Raw genomic sequence first — 19,224 nt, 5'->3', positions numbered from 1 at the left:
GGGCGGTTGGCCGGGAACGGCGGGAAGCCGTCGCGGGCTCGGCCGCCGGAGCCACCACCGGGCCGCCGGGCGGTTCCCCGGCCCCTCCGGGGCCCGCCGCCCCCGGCATCCGTCGCCCGCGTGGCGTGCGAGACTTTCTGACGTGAGTGTCAACGACCGCCCCGCGACGGGCCAGCCCACAGCGACGTACGACTCCGCCTTCCTCAGGGCGTGCCGGCGCGAGCCGGTGCCGCACACGCCGGTGTGGTTCATGCGGCAGGCCGGGCGCTCCCTGCCCGAGTACCGCAAGGTGCGCGAGGGCATCCCCATGCTGGAGTCCTGCATGCGGCCCGAGCTGGTCACCGAGATCACCCTCCAGCCGGTGCGCCGGCACGGCGTGGACGCCGCGATCTACTTCAGCGACATCGTCGTCCCCCTCAAGGCCATCGGCCTCGATCTCGACATCAAGCCCGGCGTCGGCCCGGTGGTCGCCCAGCCGATCCGCTCCCGCGCCGACCTCGACCGGCTGCGCGACCTCACCCCCGAGGACGTCTCCTACGTCACGGACGCCGTTCGGCTGCTCACCGCCGAGCTGGGCGCCACGCCGCTGATCGGTTTCGCGGGCGCGCCCTTCACGCTGGCGAGCTACCTCATCGAGGGCGGCCCCTCGCGGACGTACGAGCACACCAAGGCGCTCATGCACGGCGACCCGCGGCTGTGGGCGGACCTCGTGGACCGGCTCGCCGACATCACCGCCGCCTTCCTGAAGGTGCAGATCGAGGCGGGCGCCTCCGCGATCCAGCTCTTCGACTCGTGGGCCGGCGCCCTCGCCCCCGCCGACTACCGCCGCTCGGTGCTGCCCGCGTCGGCCAAGGTCTTCCGCGCGGTCGAGGGGTACGGGGTCCCCCGCATCCACTTCGGCGTCGGCACCGGCGAACTGCTCGGCCTGATGGGCGAGGCCGGCGCGGACGTCGTCGGCGTCGACTGGCGCGTCCCGCTGGACGAGGCGGCCCGCCGGGTCGGCCCCGGCAAGGCCCTGCAGGGCAACCTCGACCCGGCGGTCCTCTTCGCCCCGACGGAGGCCGTCGAGGCCAAGACGCGCGAGGTGCTCGACGCCGCCGCCGGTCTGGAAGGCCATGTCTTCAACCTCGGCCACGGTGTGCTGCCGTCGACCGACCCCGACGCCCTCACCCGTCTCGTCGAGCACGTCCACGCGCAGACCGCGCGCTGACCCGCCCGCCGCACCCGCCGCGCGCATCCCGCCGGCCGGTTCACGGGCGTGGCCGCCCGCCCCACGCACCCCGCCGGCCGGTTCACCAGCCGGGCCGCGCCTGCCTGCCCCACAGCAGGCCGCGCGGCTCGGGCGGCGGCGGGGTGCCGGGGCGCAGCGGCCAGGCCAGGGCCATGCCCACCACGAAGCCGACGACGTGGGCCGCGTAGGCCACGGTCCCGGCCGAGGAGACACCGCCCCCGGACGAGTAGACCGCCTGCAGCACGAACCAGGAGCCGAGCACCATCCACGCGGGCAGCCGCAGCGGCAGGAAGATCAGGAACGGCACCAGGACCCAGACCCTGGCCCTGGGGTAGAGGACCAGATAGGCGCCCAGCACGCCCGCGATGGCGCCCGACGCGCCGATCAGCGGGTCGCCCGAGGTGGCGTTGGCGAACGCGAAGCCGTACGCCGCCGCGTATCCGCAGACGAGGTAGAACAGCGTGAAGCGGACGTGACCCAGGCGGTCCTCGACGTTGTTGCCGAAGATCAGCAGGAACAGCATGTTGCCCAGCAGGTGCAGCCAGCCGCCGTGCAGGAACATCGCCGTGAAGACCGACACCGGTGGTGACTTGTGGTAGTCCGGCGGCGCCACCACACAGCCGGCGCCGTGCGGGCCGACGCCGGTCTCGCCCGTGGGGACGAGCCGCGGCAGCTGGTCGTGGATCAACTCCCTCGGCACCGCCGCGTAGTGCTCCAGGAACGCCTGCAGGTGGCACAGCTGCGACAGGTCGCCCTGGCCCGCCACCGAACCCGCTATGCCCGGGGTGAGCAGGAAGACGACGAAGTTGGCCGCGATCAGCGCGTACGTCACATAGGGCGTACGGCGCACCGGGTTCACGTCTCGGACGGGGATGACCACAAGGAAGTAGTGCCCTGGACGGGCCCGGCGAATCGGTGAACGCGGCGGCGCGCGCGGCCGTATGTCTCCTCAACCGCCCGCGGTGCGGGGAAGGCGTGTCGCGGGGCCGACGTGAGGAACAGGCGATGAACGACCGAGTTACTCCTCCGATCCACGCTCTGCCCGACGGCGAGGCCGAGGTCGCCCTGGTGATCCATCTGCCCTGGGAGGACATCGCCCGGCTCGGTCAGGAGGCCGGGCGGCTCGCTGCCCAGATGCAGCGTCCCGTGACCCTCGACGAGGCCGTCAGCCACCGCTTGCGCTCCACGCGGCCGGCCGCCCACGCCAAGCCGGCCGGGGCCCAGCCGCAGCCGGCCGCCATGACGTCCAGCGCCTCCGTGTCGTCGCTGCCCGCCCGGCCGCCGGCCGAGCAGGCCCGGCAGGCGATCGAGCGCATCAACGGGGGCGGTCAGCACGAGACGGCCTGACCGGGTCCGTGCCCCGTGACGTCGCGACGTCGCGCCCTCACGGGGCGCCCCGGTCACCCGGGGTTCTTCCGCACCGCCGCGGCCGCCTTCCGCGCCGCCACCAGAACCGGGTCCCACACCGGTGAGAACGGCGGTGCGTAGCCGAGGTCCAGGGCCGTCATCCCCTCGACCGTCATCCGCGCGGTCAACGCGACCGCCGCGATGTCGACGCGCTTGGCCGCGCCCTCCCGGCCGACGATCTGAACGCCCAGCAGTCGCCCCGTGCCGCGCTCGGCGAGCATCTTCACCGTCATGCGCGCCGCGTCGGGGTAGTAGCCCGCGCGGCTGGTCGACTCGATGGTGACCGTCTCGTACTCAAGTCCCGCCCTTCGCGCGTCCTTCTCCCGCAGGCCGGTGCGGGCGATCTCCAGGTCGCAGACCTTGCTGACGGCCGTGCCGACGACGCCGGGGAACGTGGCGTAGCCGCCGCCCGCGTTGGTGCCGATGACCTGACCGTGCTTGTTGGCGTGCGTGCCCAGGGCGATGTGCCGCTCGCGCCCGGAGACCAGGTCGAGGACCTCCACGCAGTCGCCGCCCGCCCAGATGTCCTCATGACCGCGCACCCGCATCGCGAGGTCGGTGAGCAGCCCGCCGTGCTCGCCGAGCGGCAGCCCCGCCGCCTTCGCGAGCGCCGTCTCCGGGCGTACGCCGATGCCGAGGACGACCACGTCCGCCGGGTACTCGGCGGCCCGGGTGCCGACCGCACGGACCCGCCCGTCGTCCCCGGTGAGGATCTCGGTGACCTCCGCGTCGTTCACCATGGTGATGCCGAGGCCCTCCATGGCGCGGTGCACGAGCCGGCCCATGTCCGGGTCGAGCGTGGCCATGGGTTCGCTGCCGCGGTTGACGACGGTGACCTCGTAGCCGCGTTTGATCAGCGCCTCGGCCATCTCCACACCGATGTAGCCGGCGCCGACGACCACCGCGCGGCGCACCCGCGTGGCGGCCAGCGTGTCCAGCAGCGCCTGACCGTCGTCCAGGGTCTGCACCCCGTGCACCCCCGGTGCGTCGGCGCCGGGCAGGTCGGGGCGGATCGGCCGGGCGCCCGTCGCGATCACAAGCTTGTCGTACTCCGTCCACGCCTCGGCCCCGGCATCGACGTCCCGCGCGCGCACCCGCCGCCCCGCGACGTCGATCTCCACGACCTCGGTGCGCATCCGCAGGTCGATGCCGCGCGCCCGGTGCTCCTCGGGCGTCCGGGCGATCAGTTCGTCCCGCGTGGCGACGTCACCGCCCACCCAGTACGGGATGCCGCACGCCGAGAAGGACGAGAAGTGACCGCGTTCGAACGCCACGATCTCCAGCGCGTCGGGGCCCTTGAGGCGGCGCGCCTGCGACGCGGCGGACATGCCCGCCGCGTCGCCGCCGATGACGACCAGGCGCTCCCGCGGACGGCTCGTACGGCTCATGCTCATACGGACACGCTACGGGGACGGGTCACTTCAGGGCCGCCCACCCTGCTCCTCCCGCCGCTGGACGGTCCCGGGTTCCGCACCGGCCACCGGAAACGGGCCGGGCGCGGGCGCCGGGCGGCGCGGCAGCCTGGGGCGCACCCACCGCACCCACACCAGCGCCAGCAGGACCGCGACCACCGCGAACGGGAGGGTCGCGCCGATCGCGAGGGCGATCCACCGCAACACCGTCACGAAGACGCTCCAGCCACCGGCCAGCGCGTCCAGGAAGCCCGGCCGGTCGTCCTCCGAGGCCTTCTTCACCGGCGTCTGCGACAGCGAGAGCGTGACGGTGGCCAGGCTGGTGCGGTCCTTCAGGGACGCCTGCTGGGCCAGCAGCGCCTCGAGATCGGCCTCACGCGAGCTCAACTCCCCTTCCAGCGCGACCACGTCACTGAGTTTCGTCGCCCTGTCCATGAGCTCGCGCACCCGCGCCACACTGGCACGCTGCGACGCGATGCGGCTGCCCACGTCGACGACCTGGCCGGTGACGTCCTCGGCCCTGGCGGTGCGGTCGACGAGCCTGCCCGAGCCCTGCAGCCCGGTGAGCACCTCGTCGTACTTCGCGGTGGGCACCCGCAGGACGAGCCGGGTGCGCTCATGGCCCTCGGCGTCGCGGCTGGTGCTCTCGCTGCCGACGAACCCGCCGGCGTCTCGACGATCGTCCGCGCCTCGTCGAGCGCCGTGGGCACGTCCTTCACCCGCACGGTCAGGGACGCCGTACGGATGATGTCGCTCGCGGGCGGCCGGGGCGCCGCGGTGCGCGCCCGGGCGGCGCCGTCCGCGGGGCTGTCGGCGGCACCCTGCCGCCGGCCGTCCGGCGCGGCGGCCTTGGCCTCGCCACCACCGGCGGCGCTCTTGTCGTCGGCGCCGCCGGCGCTGCAGCCCGCGACCGCCAGCGCGGCGGCGAGCAGCGTCGCGGCCAGCATCCTGACCGGTCGTACGGAACGTGGAGGAATGTGCATGCGGTCCTACCCCCGAGGGTCGTCGTGACGGACGTTCCTTCGACGCCCGGTCCGGGCGGAACGTTGGCCGGATCCGGTCCCAATGGGGTCACGGTCGGGACTCGGCAGGGACACCTGGCCCATGTGGAAGGGCCGATCGGTTCTGAGAGGCTGGGGGCATGAGCGCTACGGAACACCGCGCGGGAGCGCGGCATGTCGTCGTCGTAGGAGGCGGGATCGCGGGCCTGACCGCCGCCCACCGGCTGCTGGAGCGCGGTGCGCGCGTGACGGTGCTGGAGGCGTCGGACCGGGTCGGCGGGAAGCTGCTGCCGGGCGAGATCGCGGGCGTGCGGGTCGATCTCGGCGCCGAGTCGATGCTGGCGCGGCGGCCCGAGGCGGTGGCGCTCGCCCGCGAGGTGGGCCTCGCGGACAGCCTCCAGGCGCCGGCCACGGCCGCCGCCTCCCTCTGGACCCGCGGCGCGCTGCGCCCCATGCCCAAGGGCCACGTCATGGGCGTCCCCGGTTCCGCGTCCGCCCTGGCCGGCGTGCTGTCCGAGGAGGGAGTGCGCCGCATCGAGCGGGAGAGCGAGCTGCCGCGCACGGAGGTCGGCGACGACGTGGCGGTGGGGGAGTACGTGGCGGAGCGCCTCGGCCGCGAGGTCGTCGACCGCCTGGTGGAGCCCCTGCTGGGCGGGGTGTACGCGGGTGACGCGTACCGCATCTCGATGCGCTCGGCGGTACCGCAGCTCTTCCAGGCGGCCCGCACCCACGACTCGCTGACCGAAGCGGTCCGCGAGATGCAGGAGAAGGCGGCCGCGGCCCCGCAGACGGGTCCGGTGTTCATGGGCATCGAGGGCGGCGTCGGCCTGCTGCCGCTCGCCGTCGCCGAGTCGGTGGCGGCACGGGGCGGCGACATCCAGCTCAAGACCACGGCGGACCGGCTCGACCGCACCCCCGACGGCTGGGAGGTGCTGGTCGGGAAGGACTCGCTGCGGGCGGACGCGGTGGTCCTCGCGGTTCCCGCTCCCGAGGCCGCCCGCCTGCTGAGCACCGTGTCGCCCGGGGCCGCCGCGGAACTGCGCGCCGTCGAGTACGCCTCCATGGCCCTCGTCAGCCTGGCCTACGACCGCGCCGACGTCACCCTGCCGCAGGGCAGCGGCTTCCTCGTGCCACCGGTCGACGGGCACACGATCAAGGCGTCGACCTTCGCCTCCCAGAAGTGGGGCTGGCTCGCCGACGAGGACCCGAACGTGGTCGTGCTGCGGACGTCCCTCGGCCGCTACGGCGAGACGGAGATCCTGGAGCACGAGGACGCCGACCTCGTGGCCGTCTCGCGCAGCGACCTGCGCGAGGCGACCGGCCTGGACGCCACCCCGCTGGAAACCCGCGTGACCCGCTGGCACGACGGCCTGCCGCAGTACCCGGTCGGCCACCACGCGCGCGTGGCCCGCATCCGCGAGCACATCGCCGGGCTCTCGGGACTCGTCGTGTGCGGCGCGGCCTACGACGGGGTCGGCATCCCCGCCTGCATCGCGAGCGCGAACGCCGCCGTGGACCGGCTCGACGGCGACCTGGGCGGAGTGCAGGAGCTCACCGCCCACCCGGTGCAGAGCCTTCACGGCGGAGCAGGAGAATAGGCGCATGAGTGACGACGCCCCCACCACCGAGTCCGGCAGGATCCCCAACAAGGGCAAGCTGGCCAAGGACCTCAACGAGGTCATCCGCTACACCCTGTGGTCCGTCTTCCAGCTGAAGGACGTGCTGCCCGAGGACCGCGCCGGTTACGCGGACGAGGTCCAGGAGCTGTTCGACCAGCTCGCCGCGAAGGACGTGACCGTTCGCGGCACGTACGACGTGTCCGGCCTGCGCGCCGACGCCGACCTCATGATCTGGTGGCACGCGGAGAGCAGCGACCAGCTGCAGGAGGCGTACAACCTCTTCCGTCGTACGAAGCTGGGCCGCGCGCTGACGCCGGTCTGGTCGAACATGGCACTGCACCGCCCCGCCGAGTTCAACCGCTCGCACATCCCGGCGTTCCTCGCCGACGAGACGCCGCGCAACTACGTCAGCGTCTACCCGTTCGTGCGGTCGTACGACTGGTACCTGCTGCCGGAGGAGGACCGCCGCCGCATGCTCGCCGACCACGGCAAGATGGCCCGCGGCTACCCGGACGTGCGGGCCAACACGGTCGCCTCGTTCTCCCTCGGCGACTACGAGTGGCTGCTGGCGTTCGAGGCCGACGAACTGCACCGCATCGTCGACCTCATGCGTCATCTGCGCGGTGCGGAGGCACGCCGGCACGTCCGTGAGGAGATCCCGTTCTTCACGGGCCGCCGCAAGTCCGTCGCGGACCTCGTCGCCGGGCTCGCCTGACCACGCACCCCCGGGGCCCGGGCACCGTCCTGTGCCCGGGCCTGTCCTGAGCCACCCCGCCCGTCCGGCGCGGACGCACCGTGCCTCCGGCTCGCGGCACCCCGTGCCGCTGCGGAGCGGCGGTCCGCTCAGCGCCGCAGCAGGGCCCGGCGGGTGGCCCGGGCCAGCCGGGCCACGGGGTGCCGGGACGGCGGGGTCGGGCCCGAGCGGTCCAGCCACCAGCTACGCAGCCGGCGCCGCGCCTCCGCGTCCTCGGGCCGCCCGGCGAGCAGCAGGTGCTCGGCGAAGTCGAGGGCGTCGCGGCGGTAGCCGCCGTTCATCGGGTGGCCCTGGGCGTACGCGAGGAAGGCGGCCCGGTACGCCTCCCCGAGAATCCCGGGCAGCTCCGGGGCGACCTTCGCCACCACGCCGGCCCGCTTGGCGGCGAGGGCCCGCGCCTGCACCCCGAGCCGCACCCGGTCGAACCCCTCGGGCCCGGGCGTGCCGGCGACGAGGGAGGACAGCAGTGCGGCCTGGGCCAGCGCGATCCGCTGCCGGGCGGGGCCGGTGTCGCCGCCCGCGGCCCGGGCCGACGCGCCGTCCGCCGTCCCCGGCGCGGCAGGCCGCCGTCGCGGCGTCACCACCGCCGTGCCCACCGTCTCCCGGATGGCGGCCAACTCCCGTTCCAGTTCGGCTGCTTCGGGGAAGTTGTCGTCGCGCTCCAGGAGCACACCCGGCGGCGTGGCGCGGGAGGCGAGGTCGGCCAGGATGTCGAGGACCGGCGGGGGCACGGGGTGGGCGTGGCTGTCGTGCCAGACGCCGTCGCGTTCGACACCGCCCGCGACATGGACGTACGCGATGGCCTCGACGGGCAGCTCGTCCAGCGCCCTGGCCGGGTCCTCGCCCCGGTTGACGTGGTTGGTGTGGAGGTTCGCGACATCGATCAGCAGCCGTACGCCGGTGCGGTCGGCCAGCTCGTACAGGAACTGCCCCTCCGTCATCTCCTCGCCCGGCCAGGAGATCAGCGCCGCGATGTTCTCCACGGCGAGCGGCACGGGGAGTGCGTCCTGGGCGATGCGTATGTTCGCGCACAGGACGTCCAGCGCGTCGCGGGTGCGCGGGACGGGAAGCAGGTGCCCGGCCTCCATCGACGGCGACGCGGTCAGCGGACCGCCCGCCCGTACGAACGCGATGTGCTCGGTGACCAGCGGCGAACCCAGCGCCTCGGCCCGCTCCGCGAGGGCGGCCAGTCGCGCCTCGTCGGGGTGGTCGGCGCCGCCGAGGCCGAGGGAGACCCCGTGCGGGACGACCGTGACACCGCGCTCGCGCAGGCGCCGCAGCGACTCGGGCAGGTGCCCGGCGCACACGTTCTCGGCCACGGTCTCGACCCAGTCGATGCCCGGCATGCGCTCCACGGCGTCGGCGATCTCGGGCCGCCATCCGATGCCCGTTCCCAGCCGTTTCATCGTCCCCTCCTCCACCACTGATCCACCGGGACGGGCGGCGTGGCCCTCGGCCGCACCGCGGTGGCCCGACGTCCCCGTCGACGGGCTGCCGCTGCCGGTGTGACCGAGTCATGGCCCCGGTCGCCCGCGCCGAACCCCTCTGCGGGGACGTTCAGAGCAACATTTGAGGTTGCCTTCGCGTTTCCCGCCGCCGCGAGGGCGCCCGCGGGGCGCCGGTGGGCGACGACGTGCGCCGCGGGCGCGCGTGGTGCCCGTCAGGCCCGGCGGAGGGCCGGGTGGTCCGCCACCACCGTGCAACTGCCGGGAGCGATCTCGGTGAACCCCGCGTCCGTCACCAACGGCAGCCCCGAGCCGATGAGTCCGCGCCACCGCCCGGGGGCGGCGGTGCGGACGGCGAGGGGGAAGCCCGCGTCGCGCCAGGACGCGCGCTCCTCGTCGGGCAGGGCCCACCAGGCGAGTTGGGCGCCGTGGCCGGCCTGGGCCATCGCCTTGCCCGCCGACATCTCCAGGTCCGGGTTCAGCCACAGCACGGGGTCCTCGGGGCCGGCCTCGGCCGGTGGTTCCGGGTCGTCCAGGTCCGTGCCCGACACCTGCAGCCGGGCCAGGTCCTTCGGCCAGCCGTCCAGCGGGACGGGCGGGAAGACGCGCACCTCCGCCGTCTCGCCCGTGACGGTGATGCCCGGCAGCGCGGCGGCGCGCCGCCACTCCGCGCCGCGGGCCCGGCGCACCACCTTGCGGATCCGCGCGTCCTGCCAGTCCCGCATCGCCCGGGCCCACTCGCCCGCACCCAGCGAGCGCTCGTCGCCCAGGATCACGAGCACGGCGCGCGCCGCGGTCTCCAGCGCGTCCGTGCGCCCCGGGGGAGCGGCGCGCTCGATGCGCACGACGAGCGGCAGCACGAACTGCGGTGCCGCCTCGCGCGCGCTGCGCTCCGCGCCGGCGGAGCCGTCCTGGGAGGAGGCCGTCGGGGCGGCCGGGGTGCGGTCACTGCTCACCGGGCCCAGTCTGCCAGGCGCAAGATCGGGTCCGGGCGCGGGCGCCGCCGTCCGCCGTCCGGGCGCGGGCGCCGCCGTCCGCCGTCCGGCGCGGGCGCCGCGGTCACCCGGAGGCCTCGATGAGCGTGGAGACCTTGACGAAGCGGTAGCCCCGCCCGCGCAGTTCGGGCACGAGCGCGCGGACCACGTCCTCGGTCACCGGGGCGGCGCTGCGCGTGCAGTGCAGGACGACCACGGATCCGGGCCGAACTCCGTCCAGCACCTGTCGCACGACGGCGTCCGCCTGCGTCGCGAACGCGTCCCCGCCGACCACGTCCCACTGCACCGCGGTGACACCGAGCGCACCGATCGTCCGCAGCGCCTGGTCGTCGTAGCAGCCGCCGGGGAAGCGGAAGTACGGCATCGGGCGGGTCACGCCCGCGGCGCGCAGGGCCGTGAAGGCGCGCTCCACGTCCGAGCGCATCCGCTGCCGCGGCAGGACCGGGAGCCCGTAGCAGCTCGTGGTGAAGGAGTAGTGGCTGTAGGAGTGGTTGCCGACCTCGAAGAGCGGGTCCGCCGCGATCGCCCGGGCCTCGTCGGGGTACTGCTCGGCCCACCGTCCCGTCATGAACACCGTCGCCGGTACCTTCAGCGACCGCAGCGCGCCGATCAGCCCGGGGTTGTCGAAGTGCTCCCCGGCCGCCGCGCGGGGGCCCTGGTCCGCCGTCATGTCCGCGTCGAAGGTGAGGGCGACCGCCTTGTCGCGTCGCGGCGCGTTCGTGAACACGGGCGTCAGCCCACCGGGTCCGGGCGCGAGCGTGGCCGTCCTGGGGACGGCCGCCGGGGACGCCGCGGACGGCGGCGCGGTGTGCTGCGGGGTGCCGGACGCCCCGCAGGCGGTGAGTGCCGCGCCGAGGACGCACACGGCGGCCGTACGTCGTACATGTGTGATCACCGGGTGAACGTAACCAAAGAAGATCCGATCGGTCTCCCGCCCCCATGGGTGCCGGAGGGGAACGGCCGGGAAGTCACCCGCCCGGCCGAGCCCGGGACGGACGCCGCCCGCCCTGGTGCCACGCTCCGGTCCGGTCGCCCGACCGTCCCGGACACGGGTCTCCGGGTGGCGTACCGGTCCGCCCCGGTACCCAATGGTGACGGGGTCCGTTCGCGTGCCGGTGCCAGCACCGGCGGAGAGGAGATCCCGCCCATGACCGCAGAGGATCCGAGGACGCCGGCGGAGGGTACGGGGGAGCCCGGCCGCGGGGCGGTCGTCACCACCGCCGCGCAGGGTGCCGTGATGACTCCGGCCGGGAGCCGGGCCCTGGCACTGCTGCGGCTCGCACTCGGCTTCGTCTTCCTGTGGGCCTTCGCCGACAAGACCTTCGGCTGGGGGTACGCCACCCCCGCCGAGAGGGCCTGGATCAGGGGCGGGTCCCCCACCAAGGGCTATCTCGGCCGGGTCGAGGTGGGCCCCTTGGAGTCCACGTTCCATGCCTGGGCCGGGGCCGCCTGGGCCGACTGGCTGTTCATGCTCGGGCTGGTCGCCGTCGGCGTGGCCTTCGTCGCGGGAGTGGCGCTGCTGCCCGCGGCCGTCGCGGGCGCCGTGATGCTGGCCCTCATGTGGATGGCCGAGTGGCCACCGGCGCGGCACACCTCCGGCGGGGCGCCGAGCATGTCGACCAACCCGGTCGTCGACTACCACGCGGTCTACGCCCTGGCCCTCATCGCCCTGGCCCTGACCTGTTCCGGCGACACCTGGGGCCTGGGGCGGGCCTGGGCCCGGCTGCCGTTCGTCCGGGGCAGACGCTGGCTGCGGTGAGCCGTCGGCCGCCGGGCCCGCGTCCCGCCGCCGGGCCCCGAGTCCCACCGCCGGGCCCGCGCGCCGCTCACGACTCCCTCAGCAGCCGCGTCCGGCACTCCGCCACGTCGAAGTCGGCCTCGGGGTACCGGGGGTCCAGCTCCCGCAGGTGTTCCAGCAGCAGCCTGCTGATGGCCCAGTTGCGGTACCACTTGTGGTCGGCGGGGACCAGGTACCAGGGGGCCGCGGGGGTGACGCAGCGCGTGAGGGCGGCCTCGTACGCCTGCCGGTACGCCGGCCACAGGGCCCGTTCCTCGATGTCGCGCGGGTCGAACTTCCAGTGCTTGTCCGGTCTGTCGAGGCGCCGCAGCAGCCGGCGGCGCTGCTCGTCGCGGGAGATGTGCAGGAAACACTTGACGAGCGTGACACCGTCGTCCGCCAGCGCCTTCTCGAAGGTGTTGATCCGTGCGTAGCGGCTCTCGATCTCGTCCTGCGGGGCCAGGGAGCGGACCTTGGCGATCAGCACGTCCTCGTAGTGCGAGCGGTCGAAGATGCCGATCTCGCCGGGCCGCGGCAGCGCCTGCTCCACGCGCCACAGGAAGTCGTGCCGCCGCTCCTCGGGCGTCGGGGCCTTGAAGGCGCGGATACGGCAGCCCGCCGGGTCGAACAGACCGATGACGTGCTTGACCGTGCCGCCCTTGCCGCTGGTGTCCATGCCCTGGAGCACCAGCAGCAGTCGGCGGCGGTCCCCGGCGGTCGCCGCGGCCCACAGGCGTTCCTGCAGGCCGGCGAGCTCCTTGCCGAGCCGGGCGGTGGCCGCGTGCCCGGCGGACTTGCCGCCGGGCCCGCCCGGGGTGGCGCCGGCGTCGTGCGCGGACAGGTCGACGGACTCGCCGACGGGAAGGCGGAGCAGGCCACGCAGGGGAGTCTCGTCGTGCTTCTTCGCCATGGGGATCTCTTCCGTCGGTTCCCCCCGATGGTGCGCCGGGCGGGCGGGCTCGCGCCAGCGGTACCGGAGGCGGGGGTCGGGCCCGGCGGGCTCGCGTCAGCGGTACCGGAGGCGGGGGTCGGGCCCGGCGGGCTCGCGTCAGCGGTACCGGAGGCGGGGGTCGGGCCCGGCGGGCTCGCGTCAGCGGTCCCAGAGGCGGGTGTCCCGCCGGGCGACGAGGGCCTCGATGCGGCCCAGCACCTCCCCGGCGGGCCGCGGCGCCAGGCGACGGCCGTCGCGCAGCCGCAGCGCGACACGGTCGTCGGCGGCCTCCTCGGGACCGATCACCATCTGGTACGGAACCAGACGCGCCGCCCGTACGCGCGCGCCCAGAGTGCCCTCCCCGGGAGCGGCCGGCCGGGCCCGCAGCCCCCGGTCGGTGCAGCGGCGCGCCAGTCGCACGGATTGCTCCGACTCGGCGTCCGAGACGGGCAGGATCACCACCTGGGTGGGCGCCAGCCAGGCCGGGAAGGCTCCGCCGTGCACCTCGAGGAGATGGGCGACGGCCCGTTCCAGGCTGCCGATGACGCTGCGGTGGACCATCACCGGGCGGTGCCGGGCGCCGTCGGCGCCGATGTAGTGCAGGCCGAAGCGTTCCGGCTGGTGGAAGTCGATCTGCACGGTGGAGAGGGTGGACTCGCGGCCCGCCGGATCGGCGATCTGCACATCGATCTTGGGGCCGTAGAACGCGGCCTCACCCTCCACGGCGTCGTAGGCGACGCCGCCGCGGTCGAGGACCTCGCGCAGCATCGCCGACGCCCGGCGCCACAACCCGGGGTCCGCGACGTACTTGCCGCCGGGGCCGGGCAGCGACAGACGGTGGCGGGCCGCACGGATGCCGAGTGCCGCGTACGCCTCGCCGATCATCCGCAGCGCGCTCTCCGCCTCCTCGACCGCCTGCTCCAGGGTGCAGAAGACATGCGCGTCGTTCAGCTGGATGGCCCGTACGCGGGTCAGCCCGCCGAGCACACCGGACGGCTCCGAGCGGTACATGCCACCCAACTCAGCGATACGGAGCGGTAGTTCACGGTAGCTGCGGGTGCGGGACCGGTAGATCAGCGCGTGGTGCGGGCACAGGCTGGGGCGCAGCACGACCTGCTCGCCGCCCAGCCGCATGGGCGGGAACATGTCCTCGCTGTAGTGCGCCCAGTGCCCGGACAGCTCGTACAGCTCGCGCTTGCCGAGCACCGGCGAGTACACGTGCCGGTAGCCCGCGCGGCGCTCGGCGTCCCGGACGTACTCCTCCAGGGCGTGCCGGACGACGGCGCCGTCGGGCAGCCAGTACGGCAGGCCCGCGCCCATCAGCGGGTCGGTGTCGAACAGGTCGAGCTCGCGGCCGAGGCGGCGGTGGTCGTGCATGGCTCGGGTCTCCTCTCGAAGGCGGGGTACCTCGCTGCTCGGGCGAAGCCGGGAGATCGGGAGATCGAGGGAGAGTGCGACCACACGCCGAAGCCCCGGGGCACTCGCCCCGGGGCTTCGGACCAGATCAGCAGTCAGCGCGCCGGGACACTCTCCGGCGTCGTCGTGCACAGGGGGGCGCGCTGCATGCGGCGACGCTAGCAGCCGGCGCCCCGACGGCGCGCGGGATTTCTCCACGGGCGCCGTGGGCGGGTCAGTCGTCGTCGGCAGGGTCGGTCGTGAGGGACACGGGGGCGGCCTCGGAGGCCGTTCCCGGTGCCGGGGCCTCCTCCACCGAGGCCTCCACCGAGGGCGTCGGTGCCGGGCGCGTCTCGTCGCGCGCGGGGGCCGCCTCGTGCTCATGCGTCGACCGCTCCAGGAACCGCAGCAGCTCCACCGGGAACGGCAGGACGAGCGTGGAGTTCTTCTCGGCGGCGACGGCCACCACCGTCTGCAGCAGCCGCAGCTGGAGCGCCGCGGGCTGGCCGGACATCACCCCGGCCGCCTCCGCCAGCTTCTTCGACGCCTGGAGCTCCGCGTCCGCGTTGATCACGCGGGCCCGGCGCTCGCGGTCCGCCTCCGCCTGCCGGGCCATCGACCGCTTCATCGTGTCCGGCAGCGACACGTCCTTGATCTCGACCCGGTCGATCTGCACGCCCCATCCCACGGCGGGGCTGTCGATCATCAGCTCCAGGCCCTGGTTGAGCTTCTCCCGATTGGACAGCAGATCGTCCAGATCGCTCTTGCCGATGATCGAGCGCAGTGAGGTCTGCGCCATCTGCGACACCGCGAACCGGTAGTCCTCGACCGTGATCAGCGCGCTCGCCGCGTCGATCACCTTGAAGTACACGACGGCATCCACCCGCACGGTCACGTTGTCCCGCGTGATGCCCTCCTGTGCGGGGATCGGCAGCGTCACGATCTGCATGTTGACCTTCTGCAGCCGGTCGACCACGGGGATCACCGTGGTGAAGCCGGGCGGCCGGGGGTCGCCGAGGAGCCTGCCGAGCCGGAAGACCACTCCGCGCTCGTACTGCTTGACGACCCGTGCCGCCGCCCAGAGGTACACGAGCCCGACGGCAGCGGCCGCCACGAGGGCACCCACCAGGTCCTGGAGCATGACGACCCCCTCGTCGAGAGGTCTGGTTACTGTTCGTCCCTTATGTCTGCCCTTGCCACGATATTCCCCCGGGTCCGGGGAAGCGAGGGCCGGAGGTGCCACCCGTAGGCGGCCGAGCCACCCGACAGGAGCCGGGCCACCCCTCAGCCGCCGGGCGTGAGCCGTACGGGCTCCGTGCCGTCCCCGCTGTGCCGGTGCGCCCAGTCCTCCAGGGCCCGGTGGAAGGCATGGTCCAGGTGGTGCAGCCCGGACAGGTCCAGTTCGACCGGCCGGTCCTGCGGCAGCGCCTCCAGGCCGGCGAGGATCTTCGGGAGCCGCAGGAAGGTCGCGTTGCCCGACAGATACGCCCGCACCAGGCCCGCTCCCTTGTCGATGACCTCCAGCTTCACGTGCGAGGCCTGCCACGCGGTCTTCACCACGGACAGCGCGAGGCCGATGAGTACGCCCTCGAACATGCCGACGGCGACGATCGACACCGCCGTGACCACGAGGATCAGCGCCTCGCCCCGGTACCCGCGCCACAGCGCGAGGAGCTCCCGGACGGGGATGAGCTTGGCGCCGGAGTACACCAGGACGCCCGCGAGAGCCGGGACCGGCAGGCAGGCCAGCGCGGACGGAAGCAGCGCCGCGAACAGCAGCAGCCACACGCCGTGCAGCACCCGGCTCGCCCGGGTCCTGGCGCCCGCGTGCACATTGGCCGCGCTGCGTACGATCACCGCCGTCATCGGCAGCGCGCCGAGCAGCCCGCAGACCGCGTTGCCCGCGCCCTGCGCCATCAGCTCCCTGTCGTACTCGGTGCGCGGACCGTCGTGCATCCGGTCCACCGCGGCCGCGCTGAAGAGCGATTCGGCGGACGCGATCAGGGTGAACGCGACGACCGTGCCGAACAGGCCCACGCCCGCCGATCCGCCGAAGGCGTCCAGCGGCGGCGGCTGGATCGCACCCAGCAGGCCCCGCACCTCGACGGTGGCCACCGGCAGGCCGGACACCGCGGCGACGAGCGTGGCGAGACCGACGGCGGCGAGCGGCCCGGGAACCGAGCGCACCCGCCGCGGCAGGCGCCGCCACAGCACGAGGACGGCGACGGTGCCCGCGCCGAGTGCCAGGGAGGCGAGCGCGCGGGAGCTCCCCGCGGCGTCGACGAGCGCTCCGGGCAGCCCCGCCAGTTTCTGCAGGCCCGAGGCGGGGGCCCGGGACCCGGCCAGGGAGTACAGCTGTCCGGCGATCAGGACAAGACCGATGCCGGCCAGCATGCCCTCCACGACGGAGACCGAGATGGCCCTGAACCAGCGCCCGAGTTTCAGGCCGCCCAGCAGGAGCTGGAGCACTCCGGTGGCGAGCACGATCCCGCCGAGGGCCGGCAGCCCGAGCTCCCGCACCGCCTCGAAGACGAGCACGGTCAGCCCGGCCGCCGGCCCGGAGACCTGGAGGCTGCTGCCGGGCATGAGCCCGGTGACGATGCCGCCCACGACGCCGGTGACGAGCCCGAGTTCGGCGGGTACGCCGGAGGCGACAGCGACGCCCACGCACAGCGGGAGCGCGACCAGGAACACGACCAGGGAGGCGGCGATGTCCTGCCTGAGATGGGGAAACCGTTGGGCACGGGTGTGATCGACGAGGGGCTGCATGTGTCAGTTCCTCCTGGCGCGTCTCGACGGCGCGTCGGTGTACGAGAACGTGGCAGATGCGGGTACGACGGCATGACCCCGCGTCGGCGCGCTCGGCCGACGGGGCGTGGGGGAGGGAGGGGGCGGTCAGCCCGTACCCGGTGAACCGCTCAGTGGCGGGACACCCGAAGTGCCGCGGGAGCGGCCGGGGGTCTGGACATCGGCGGGGACACGGGCCGGGCGGCACGCGGGGCGGGGGTGGGGCCGGGGTCGGGGAGCGGCAGGGCGGGAAGGGCGGCGGAGGGGATCGTCGGTGCGAGCCGGACCGTCGTGCCTCGTGCCATGCGCCTCCCTCCCCGCTCGGGGCGTCCGCCGGTGTGCCTCGGGGGTTCCGCCATGGGTGACGGCGTCCGCCGATGGGCCACGGCATCACGGTATCCCGGCCGGTCCCTTTGCAGGGCCGACTTCGCGCTTCAGGTAAAGAAGAGCCCAAAAACCGAGGTGAGAATGACCGGAACTCGTCGATGGCGTACGAGTGTTTGACTCTGCTACGGCGTGACGAGGCCCTTGGCGTCACGGGCGAGGGCGGTGAGGCGGGAGATGGCCCGGAAGTACTTCTTGCGGTAGCCGCCCTTCAGCATCTCCTCGCCGAACAGCCGGTCGAACGGCACTCCGGCGGCGAGCACCGGGACCTCGCGGTCGTAGAGCCGGTCGGCGAGCACGACGAGCCGCAGGGCCGTCGACTGGTCCGGCACCGGCCGGACGCCGGTCAGGCAGACGGCCCGCACCCCGTCGGTCAGCGCCCCGTACCGGCTCGGGTGGACCCGGGCGAGGTGCTCAAGGAGCTGCGTGAAGTCGTCGAGCGAGGCGCCCTCGGCGGCGTACGCCGCCTTCGTCACCTGCTCCTCGTCGTACGGTGCCGGCGCCTCGGGCAGTCCGCGGTGGCGGTAGTCCTCGCCGTCGATGCGCAGCGCGCGGAAGTGGGCGGACAGCCCCTGGATCTCCCGCAGGAAGTCGGCGGCGGCGAAGCGCCCCTCACCGAGCTTGCCCGGCAGGGTGTTGGAGGTGGCGGCGAGCGCGACCCCCGCGTCCACGAGCTTCCCGAGCAGAGTGGAGACGAGGACGGTGTCGCCGGGGTCGTCGAGCTCGAACTCGTCGATGCACAGCAGGCGGTGGCCGGAGAGCGTCCGGACCGTCTGCTGGAAGCCGAGTGCCCCCACCAGGTTCGTCAGCTCCACGAAGGTGCCGAACGCCTTGAGGGCCGGCTCGGCGGGGGCCGCGTGCCAGAGGGAGGCGAGGAGGTGGGTCTTGCCGACGCCGTAGCCGCCGTCGAGGTACACGCCGCGGGGGCCGGCGGGCGTCCTGCCGGCCTTCGCCTTCCCGAAGCCGAGGAACGACCGCCGGGCGGGCGTCGCCCGCGCGTCGCCGAGACCGGCGGCGAAGCCGTCGAGGACGCGCACCGCCTCGCTCTGGCTGGGCTGGTTCGGGTCCGGGATGTACGTCGCGAAGCGGACCGAGTCGAAGCGCGGCGGCGGCACCATCTCGGCCACGAGCCGGTCGGCGGGGACGTGCGGCTCGCGGGCGCACAGGGACAGCGGAGCCGCTTCGGCTATCGGTGCGGTCCGGGAGGCGGTGGTGGAAGACGACACGGTTCACCACTCTAAAGGCCGTGACACACTGCACGGCATGCGACGCCTGTTCCCTGTGACCGACGAAACAGCGGCCCTGTCGGCCGCACGTCCCGGAGGCGATCTCGTCGACCGCGAGTGGACGCTGGAGGAACTGGCGGCGGCGTACGCCTATCCCGAGCCCGCTCCCGGCGGCCGGGAGCCCTGGCTGCGCGCCAACATGGTCTCCACGCTCGACGGCGCCGCCCAGCACGAGGGGCGTTCCCAGCCCATCTCCGGCGCCACCGACATGCGGATCTTCGGCACCCTGCGGGGGCTCGCCGACGTCGTGATCGTGGGAGCCGAGACGGTGCGGCAGGAGAAGTACCGTCCGGCCCGCGCGCGTGAGGGCTTCGCGGAGCTGCGGAAGGCGGCCGGGCAGGGCCCCGCGCCCGCGATCGCCGTGGTGAGCGCGAGCCTGGAGCTGGACTTCTCGCTGCCGCTGTTCACCTCGCCGCTGGTGCCCACGCTCCTGCTCACCGGGGCCGCGGCCGCGCCGGACCGGGTCGCGGCGGCCGAGCGGGCGGGCGCCCGGGTGCTGATCGCCGGCGACGGCATGGGGGTGGAGCCGGCCCGGGCGGTCCGTGCTCTGGCGGAGCTCGGCATGACCCGGCTGCTGACCGAGGGCGGCCCCCGCCTGCTGGGGCAGCTGGTCGCCGCCGGGGTGCTGGACGAGCTGTGCCTGACCGTGTCCCCGATGCTGACGGCGGGCGACGCGCAGCGGATCGCCGGAGGGCCCTCGGTCGCCGTGCCCAAGAGGTTCACGCTGGCGGCGTTGCTGGAAGAAGAGGGGTTCCTGTTCGGCCGCTACCGCCGGACCTGACGTCCGCCATCGCCTCAGC

At 74.2% G+C, this 19,224-nt stretch carries 16 protein-coding genes and 1 pseudogene; 6 read left to right on the top strand and 11 right to left on the bottom strand.

Annotated elements, in window-relative coordinates; all coding sequences use genetic code 11:
* Positions 1-142 precede the first annotated feature (142 nt).
* Entirely contained in the window at positions 143-1,210 is a 1,068-nt protein-coding gene (hemE, locus tag ACFYMU_RS04895; protein WP_388367841.1) for a uroporphyrinogen decarboxylase, read from the top strand.
* A gap of 82 nt (positions 1,211-1,292) precedes the next feature.
* On the opposite strand, the gene ACFYMU_RS04890 is transcribed toward hemE, so the two are convergent.
* Positions 1,293-2,111: a rhomboid family intramembrane serine protease gene (locus ACFYMU_RS04890; protein ID WP_388367838.1), complete on the bottom strand. Its 819-nt coding sequence runs from the start codon at positions 2,109-2,111 to the stop codon at positions 1,293-1,295.
* Between the two features lie 125 nt (positions 2,112-2,236).
* On the opposite strand from ACFYMU_RS04890, the gene ACFYMU_RS04885 reads away from it, so the two are divergent.
* Positions 2,237-2,578, top strand: coding sequence for a hypothetical protein (locus ACFYMU_RS04885; protein WP_388367835.1), 342 nt, complete (start codon positions 2,237-2,239; stop codon positions 2,576-2,578).
* Between the two features lie 53 nt (positions 2,579-2,631).
* On the opposite strand, the gene ACFYMU_RS04880 is transcribed toward ACFYMU_RS04885, so the two are convergent.
* Together ACFYMU_RS04880 and ACFYMU_RS04875 are read right to left on the bottom strand one after the other, a co-directional pair.
* Positions 2,632-4,032, bottom strand: coding sequence for an FAD-dependent oxidoreductase (locus ACFYMU_RS04880; protein WP_388367832.1), 1,401 nt, complete (start codon positions 4,030-4,032; stop codon positions 2,632-2,634).
* Positions 4,033-4,059: 27 nt separating this feature from the next.
* A pseudogene (locus tag ACFYMU_RS04875) lies at positions 4,060-5,033 on the bottom strand (DUF4349 domain-containing protein).
* A 158-nt stretch (positions 5,034-5,191) separates the two neighbouring features.
* On the opposite strand from ACFYMU_RS04875, the gene hemG reads away from it, so the two are divergent.
* The gene (gene hemG / locus ACFYMU_RS04870; protein ID WP_388367829.1) at positions 5,192-6,649 is read left to right on the top strand and encodes a protoporphyrinogen oxidase; all 1,458 of its coding nucleotides are present in this window, start codon (positions 5,192-5,194) and stop codon (positions 6,647-6,649) included.
* Positions 6,650-6,653: 4 nt separating this feature from the next.
* Positions 6,654-7,385: a hydrogen peroxide-dependent heme synthase gene (hemQ, locus tag ACFYMU_RS04865; RefSeq protein ID WP_388367825.1), complete on the top strand. Its 732-nt coding sequence runs from the start codon at positions 6,654-6,656 to the stop codon at positions 7,383-7,385.
* 128 nt (positions 7,386-7,513) lie between these two features.
* Here the strand turns inward: hemQ and ACFYMU_RS04860 are convergent, their stop codons facing one another.
* The 3 genes from ACFYMU_RS04860 to ACFYMU_RS04850 all read right to left on the bottom strand — a co-directional run bounded on the left by ACFYMU_RS04860 (position 7,514) and on the right by ACFYMU_RS04850 (position 10,759).
* Positions 7,514-8,830 (bottom strand): DUF692 domain-containing protein, encoded by a 1,317-nt coding sequence (locus ACFYMU_RS04860; protein ID WP_388367823.1) that lies wholly within the window; start codon positions 8,828-8,830, stop codon positions 7,514-7,516.
* A 254-nt stretch (positions 8,831-9,084) separates the two neighbouring features.
* Positions 9,085-9,825, bottom strand: coding sequence for a peptidyl-tRNA hydrolase (locus ACFYMU_RS04855; RefSeq protein ID WP_388367821.1), 741 nt, complete (start codon positions 9,823-9,825; stop codon positions 9,085-9,087).
* A gap of 103 nt (positions 9,826-9,928) precedes the next feature.
* Positions 9,929-10,759 (bottom strand): polysaccharide deacetylase family protein, encoded by an 831-nt coding sequence (locus tag ACFYMU_RS04850; RefSeq protein ID WP_388367818.1) that lies wholly within the window; start codon positions 10,757-10,759, stop codon positions 9,929-9,931.
* A 252-nt stretch (positions 10,760-11,011) separates the two neighbouring features.
* On the opposite strand from ACFYMU_RS04850, the gene ACFYMU_RS04845 reads away from it, so the two are divergent.
* Entirely contained in the window at positions 11,012-11,623 is a 612-nt protein-coding gene (locus ACFYMU_RS04845; RefSeq protein ID WP_388367815.1) for a hypothetical protein, read from the top strand.
* A 67-nt stretch (positions 11,624-11,690) separates the two neighbouring features.
* Here ACFYMU_RS04845 and ACFYMU_RS04840 read toward each other — a convergent pair whose 3' ends face one another.
* From ACFYMU_RS04840 to zapE, 5 genes are all read right to left on the bottom strand, one after another.
* Positions 11,691-12,551, bottom strand: coding sequence for a PPK2 family polyphosphate kinase (locus ACFYMU_RS04840; protein WP_388367812.1), 861 nt, complete (start codon positions 12,549-12,551; stop codon positions 11,691-11,693).
* Positions 12,552-12,731: 180 nt separating this feature from the next.
* On the bottom strand, positions 12,732-14,006 hold the full coding sequence (gene thrS / locus ACFYMU_RS04835) for a threonine--tRNA ligase (RefSeq protein WP_388368005.1): 1,275 nt from the start codon (positions 14,004-14,006) through the stop codon (positions 12,732-12,734).
* 196 nt (positions 14,007-14,202) lie between these two features.
* Positions 14,203-15,108 carry a slipin family protein gene (locus ACFYMU_RS04830; protein WP_388367810.1) on the bottom strand — a complete coding sequence of 302 codons (906 nt, stop codon included), beginning with the start codon at positions 15,106-15,108 and terminating at the stop codon, positions 14,203-14,205.
* 143 nt (positions 15,109-15,251) lie between these two features.
* Entirely contained in the window at positions 15,252-16,736 is a 1,485-nt protein-coding gene (locus ACFYMU_RS04825; RefSeq protein WP_388367807.1) for a SulP family inorganic anion transporter, read from the bottom strand.
* 527 nt (positions 16,737-17,263) lie between these two features.
* Entirely contained in the window at positions 17,264-18,364 is a 1,101-nt protein-coding gene (zapE, locus tag ACFYMU_RS04820) for a cell division protein ZapE (protein ID WP_388367804.1), read from the bottom strand.
* A gap of 37 nt (positions 18,365-18,401) precedes the next feature.
* On the opposite strand from zapE, the gene ACFYMU_RS04815 reads away from it, so the two are divergent.
* Positions 18,402-19,205 carry a pyrimidine reductase family protein gene (locus ACFYMU_RS04815; protein ID WP_388367801.1) on the top strand — a complete coding sequence of 268 codons (804 nt, stop codon included), beginning with the start codon at positions 18,402-18,404 and terminating at the stop codon, positions 19,203-19,205.
* Positions 19,206-19,224: the final 19 nt, after the last annotated feature.

Source organism: Streptomyces sp. NPDC007264, assembly GCF_042869095.1.
Classification (GTDB): domain Bacteria; phylum Actinomycetota; class Actinomycetes; order Streptomycetales; family Streptomycetaceae; genus Streptomyces.
The sequence above is the reverse complement of the archived record's forward strand: the minus strand, read 5'-3'. Positions and strand labels throughout refer to the sequence as shown.